The 266-nt window shown below is 48.1% G+C and carries 1 protein-coding gene; it reads left to right on the top strand.

Annotated features, from left to right (window positions below; genetic code table 11):
- Positions 1–266 (top strand): aldehyde dehydrogenase family protein (locus AAEZ03_RS27635; RefSeq protein WP_350583064.1); only part of this gene is annotated, 266 nt, incomplete at both ends.

The following is a 266-nucleotide window of genomic DNA, read 5'->3' as shown; positions in this document are numbered from 1 at the left end:
AGTCATCGGTACGGTGCCAAGCTTAACCAAACAAGACGTCGATGAAGCGGTCGCTTACTCTCATGAAGCGCAAGTATCATGGGCGGAAAAAACGGCCAAAGAACGTGCCGAGCTACTGCAAAAGTGGGCCGATCTTATTGATGAAAACAAAGAAGATCTCGCGATTCTTATGACTGCCGAACAAGGTAAACCATTGACGGAATCACGTGGTGAGATTGGTTATGCCAACAGCTTTATTCGCTGGTTTGCCGAAGAAGGTAAGCGCG

Source organism: Pseudomonas sp. HY2-MNA-CIBAN-0224 (assembly GCF_040310285.1).
Lineage (GTDB): Bacteria > Pseudomonadota > Gammaproteobacteria > Pseudomonadales > Pseudomonadaceae > Aquipseudomonas > Aquipseudomonas helleri.
Note: the sequence above shows the minus strand (reverse complement) of the source record. Positions and strands in the feature narration are given on the sequence as shown.